The sequence below is a fragment of the Paenibacillus doosanensis genome, from assembly GCF_025060755.1.
Lineage (GTDB): Bacteria > Bacillota > Bacilli > Paenibacillales > NBRC-103111 > Paenibacillus_S > Paenibacillus_S doosanensis.
In genome coordinates this window covers 1-571 of record NZ_JANYUY010000133.1, presented here as the reverse complement: position 1 = coordinate 571, position 571 = coordinate 1, and the positions used below count along the sequence as shown (strand labels likewise).

The window sequence follows — 571 nt, the reverse complement described above, 5'->3', positions numbered from 1 at the left end:
GTAACGGAGGCGCCCCAAGGTTCCCTCAGAATGGTTGGAAATCATTCGAAGAGTGCAAAGGCAGAAGGGAGCTTGACTGCGAGACAAACAGGTCGAGCAGGGACGAAAGTCGGGCTTAGTGATCCGGTGGTACCGAATGGAAGGGCCATCGCTCAACGGATAAAAGCTACCCTGGGGATAACAGGCTTATCTCCCCCAAGAGTCCACATCGACGGGGAGGTTTGGCACCTCGATGTCGGCTCATCGCATCCTGGGGCTGAAGTAGGTCCCAAGGGTTGGGCTGTTCGCCCATTAAAGCGGTACGCGAGCTGGGTTCAGAACGTCGTGAGACAGTTCGGTCCCTATCTGTCGTGGGCGTAGGAAATTTGAGAGGAGCTGTCCTTAGTACGAGAGGACCGGGATGGACGTACCGCTGGTGTACCAGTTGTTCCGCCAGGAGCATGGCTGGATAGCTACGTACGGACGGGATAAGCGCTGAAAGCATCTAAGCGTGAAGCCCCCCTCAAGATGAGATTTCCCAGTAAGTAAGACCCCTTGAAGACGACGAGGTAGATAGGTTCGGGGTGGAAGC

The 571-nt window shown here is 55.7% G+C and carries 1 rRNA gene; it reads left to right on the top strand.

Going from position 1 to position 571, the window contains the following annotated elements:
* Positions 1 to 571 (top strand): 23S ribosomal RNA (locus tag N0M98_RS33740); the annotation flags it as partial.